This is a genomic window from Allobosea sp. CER48, assembly GCF_044752385.1.
Lineage (GTDB): Bacteria > Pseudomonadota > Alphaproteobacteria > Rhizobiales > Beijerinckiaceae > Allobosea.
In genome coordinates this window covers 1-3,666 of the sequence record NZ_JBIWYK010000329.1, presented here as the reverse complement: position 1 = coordinate 3,666, position 3,666 = coordinate 1, and the positions used below count along the sequence as shown (strand labels likewise).

Genomic DNA, 3,666 nt, shown 5'->3' with positions numbered 1-3,666 from the left:
AACAGCAGGAGGCCTGCGCCTAGCGCAAACGGTCTCAAGCCTTCAGGGCGCCTGTTCCCAGCGTTTTGCGGCATCGTCGTCATCCGTCTTGGCCTCGACCCAGCCTCCGAGCGTGCCGTCGGCGCGGTGCTCGCGCTTCCAGAAGGGGGCGCGGGTCTTGAGATAGTCCATCATGAAATCGGCCGCCTCGAAGGCTGCGCGGCGATGGGCGGATGCCGCGAGCACCAGCACGATCTGCTCGCCTGGCCGGATCAGCCCGTAGCGATGGATCGCGACGAGGCCCTTCAGGGGCCAGCGTTCGGCGGCCTCAGCTGCGACGCGTACGATCTCCGCCTCTGCCATGCCGGGATAATGTTCCAGCTCCAGCGCGCTCAGCGTACCAGACTCGTCGCGGCAAAGGCCGGTGAAGGAGACGACCGCGCCGATATCGGCTCGGCCGACGCTCAGGGCCGCGATCTCGGCCGAAAGGTCGAAATCCTCGCGCTGGATGCGGATGGTTGGGGTCATGGCGGCCTCAGCCGCCGGTCATCGGCGGAAAGAACGCGATCTCGCGGGCGTTGCCGAGGGCGGAATGCGGCCTGGCGTGGACCTGGTCGAGCGCAACGCGCACGACGGTCTCGTTTGCAAAGGCGGTCTCGTAGTTCTCGCCGCGCGCCTTCAGCCAGCGCACGAGGTCGGTGACCGTGGCGAGATCGGCGGGGAGATCGAGCGTCTCTTCCGGCAGGCCGACGCGCTCGCGCACCCAGGCGAAATAGACCAGCCGCACGGGGCGGGCGCCGGTCGCGGCCGTGGCAGCGCCGGCGTTCATGACATGCGCTCGTCTTCTTCGACGAGGTAGCGGATTCCGGCGTTGAGATAGTCCCAGCCCGTATAGATCGTCAGCCCGGCTGCAACCCAGAGCAGGGTGATCCCGATCATGGTGTTCCCGGGCAGGACCTTGTCGCCCGCAGGCCCGGCGATCAGGAAGCCGAGCGCGAATAGCTGCGCGGTCGTCTTCCACTTCGCGACCTTGCTGACGGGGACGCTGACCTTGAGATCCGCCAGAAACTCGCGCAGCCCTGAGACCAGGATTTCGCGGCAGAGGATGACGATGGCCGCCCAGAGCGTCCAGCCGTAGATCGTGCCGTCCGCCACCAGCATCAGGAGCAATGCGCAGACCAGGAGCTTGTCGGCGATGGGATCGAGCATGCGGCCGATCGCGGATTGCTGGCTCCAGGCCCGGGCGATGTAGCCGTCGAGATAGTCGGTGATGGCGGCGACGGTATAGATGCCCAGCGCGAGCCAGCGCATCCAGTCGTCACGCGGCCAGAACAGGATTGCCACCAGGGCCGGGATCGCCAGGATCCGCCCGTAGGTGAGGAGGTTGGGCAGCGACCAGGGGCCGCGCCGCCTGATGGCGTCTGGAAGAATCGTCACGAGATGCACCAAAGCAAGCCAGTCGTCGCAGCGTCAACACGCAAGCGCGTGAATGTGGCAGAACTTTCAAGCATCATGAAAGAAATCGTGAACCGCCTTTGCCGTCGCGGCATTGACGCCCGGTGTGCGCATGAGGTCGTCGAGCTTGGCGCGTTGGATCGCCTTCACCGTGCCGAAATGCAGCAGCAACGCGCGCTTGCGGGACGGGCCGATGCCGGGGATCTCGTCGAGCGGGTTCTTCATCGTCTCGCGTTTCCGCTTGGCGCGGTGGGTGCCGATGGCGAAGCGATGGGCCTCGTCGCGCAGGCGCTGGATGAAATACAGGGCCGGATCGCGTGGCTGCAGCTTGAAGGGCTCGCGGCCGGCCATGTGGAAGGTCTCGCGCATGGCGTTGCGGTCGGCGCCCTTGGCGATGGCGACGAGCGGGATATCGGTCGCTTTGAGCTCCGCCATGATCTTGCGGGCCGCCTCGAACTGCCCCTTGCCGCCGTCGACGATGACAAGGTCCGGCCGGGAGGGGAAGGCATCGGGATCAGTGGCCGCAGCGGGCGGGGCGGGGAGCGACCCTTCGGCGCCTTCATCGCTCGGCAGGAGCGCGGCTTCCTTCGCCAGCTTGGCGAAGCGGCGCGTCAGGACCTCGCGCATCATGCCGAAATCGTCGCCGGCGATCGTGTCGGTCGAGATGTTGAAGGTGCGGTACTGATTCTTCACAAAGCCGTCCGGCCCGGCGACGATCATGCCGCCCACCGCATTCGTGCCCATGATGTGCGAGTTGTCGTAGACCTCGACCCGGCGCGGCGCCTTCTCCATGCCGAAGGCGGCGCCAAGGGCGGCGAGAAGCGCGCTCTGGCCGGCATTGTCGGCGAGCTTGCGCGAGAGCGCCTCGCGGGCGTTCTTGATGGCATGGGCCATCAGGTCGGCACGCTCGCCGCGCTTGGGATGGGCGACCTCGACCTTGCGGCCGGCGCGGGCCGACAACGCCTGTCCGATCAGCTCGATCTCCTCGACCGGATGCGAGAGCAGCACGAGACGCGGCGGCGGCTTGTCGTCGTAGAACTGGGCGACGACGGAGGCGAGCACCTCGGCCGGGGTCAGCGAGCGGTCGGCGCGTGGGAAGAGGGCGCGGTTGCCCCAGTTCTGGTGGTTGCGGAAGAAGAAAATCTCGACGCAGAAATGCCCGGCCTGCTCGTCGATGGCGAAGACGTCGGCCTCTTCCACGCCTTGTGTGTTGATGTCCTGCCCGGCCTGGACGGCAGAGAGCGCGGCGAGGCGGTCGCGATAGCGGGCCGCTTTCTCGAATTCGAGCTCTTCTGCGGCCGCCTGCATCCGGGTGGACAGCAACTGCTTCACCGCCGAGGAGCGACCGGAGAGGAAGTCCCGGGCCTGGCCGGCGAGCGCCTGGTAGTCCGGAATCGAGATCTCGCCGGTGCACGGCCCTGCGCAGCGCTTGATCTGGAAGAGCAGGCAGGGACGGGTGCGATTCTCGTAGAACGAATCCGAGCAGGTGCGGATCAGGAAGGCCTTCTGCAAGGCGTCGATGGTGCGCGTCACCGCCCAGACCGAGGCGAAGGGACCGAAATAGTCGCCCTTGCGATGGCGCGAGCCGCGATGTTTCAGGATCGCGGGCGCAGCATGGTCCCCGGTCAGCAGGATGTAAGGGAACGATTTGTCGTCGCGCAGCAGCACGTTGTAGCGCGGCCGGAGCTGCTTGATCAGGTTCGACTCGAGCAGCAGCGCCTCGGTCTCGGTGCCGGTGGTGACGAACTCCATATTCGCCGTCTCGGCGATCATCCGCGCGACGGCGTTGGTATGCGCCATGCCGCGGGCATAGGAGGTGACGCGGTTCTTCAGGCTCTTGGCCTTGCCGACATAGAGCACCTCGCCGGCGCGATCGAACATCCGGTAGACGCCCGGCCGGTTCGGCAGGTGCCTGGCGAATTGCTGGATGACCTCGATGCCGGCCTTGAGCGCGCCGGGCGCTGTCTCGGCGAGGTCGAGCGCAGGCTCGGCGGGGAGGGTGTCCTCCTCGTCCTCGAACTCGTCCTGGGGCAGATCGTCCTGGCGTTCGCGACTCATGGCCTGCATGTAGGATGCCGCGGCGGCTTCGTCATGTCAGGATCGACGTTGCCTCGTCTAGGAGATGGCGATGCACCTCGACAGTCCTGTCGCGGGGGCTGCCCGACGCAAGGCCGAGACCGCGCGCAGGGCCGGGCATGTTCGGCCTTTTGAAACCTGCATTGACGAACCGGA

Annotated in this window: 4 protein-coding genes; all 4 read right to left on the bottom strand. The window is 66.7% G+C overall.

Annotation, left to right across the window (positions count from 1 at the left end):
* Positions 1–42: 42 nt before the first annotated feature.
* The 4 genes from ACIPIA_RS12190 to uvrC all read right to left on the bottom strand — a co-directional run bounded on the left by ACIPIA_RS12190 (position 43) and on the right by uvrC (position 3,492).
* A complete protein-coding gene (locus ACIPIA_RS12190) occupies positions 43–507 on the bottom strand; it encodes a molybdenum cofactor biosynthesis protein MoaE (RefSeq protein ID WP_400509846.1) in 465 nt (154 codons plus the stop codon).
* A gap of 7 nt (positions 508–514) precedes the next feature.
* Positions 515–766 (bottom strand): molybdopterin converting factor subunit 1, encoded by a 252-nt coding sequence (moaD, locus tag ACIPIA_RS12185; protein WP_400509847.1) that lies wholly within the window; start codon positions 764–766, stop codon positions 515–517.
* 38 nt (positions 767–804) lie between these two features.
* The gene (gene pgsA, locus ACIPIA_RS12180; RefSeq protein WP_400509845.1) at positions 805–1,416 is read right to left on the bottom strand and encodes a CDP-diacylglycerol--glycerol-3-phosphate 3-phosphatidyltransferase; all 612 of its coding nucleotides are present in this window, start codon (positions 1,414–1,416) and stop codon (positions 805–807) included.
* Between the two features lie 66 nt (positions 1,417–1,482).
* Positions 1,483–3,492, bottom strand: coding sequence for an excinuclease ABC subunit UvrC (gene uvrC, locus ACIPIA_RS12175; RefSeq protein WP_400509842.1), 2,010 nt, complete (start codon positions 3,490–3,492; stop codon positions 1,483–1,485).
* Positions 3,493–3,666 lie beyond the last annotated feature (174 nt).

Bases quoted from the DNA above. Each gene is read 5' to 3' on its own strand.
- uvrC (WP_400509842.1), bottom strand. From the start codon at position 3,492: ATGAGTCGCGAACGCCAGGACGATCTGCCCCAGGACGAGTTCGAGGAC.
- ACIPIA_RS12190 (WP_400509846.1), bottom strand. From the start codon at position 507: ATGACCCCAACCATCCGCATCCAGCGCGAGGATTTCGACCTTTCGGCC.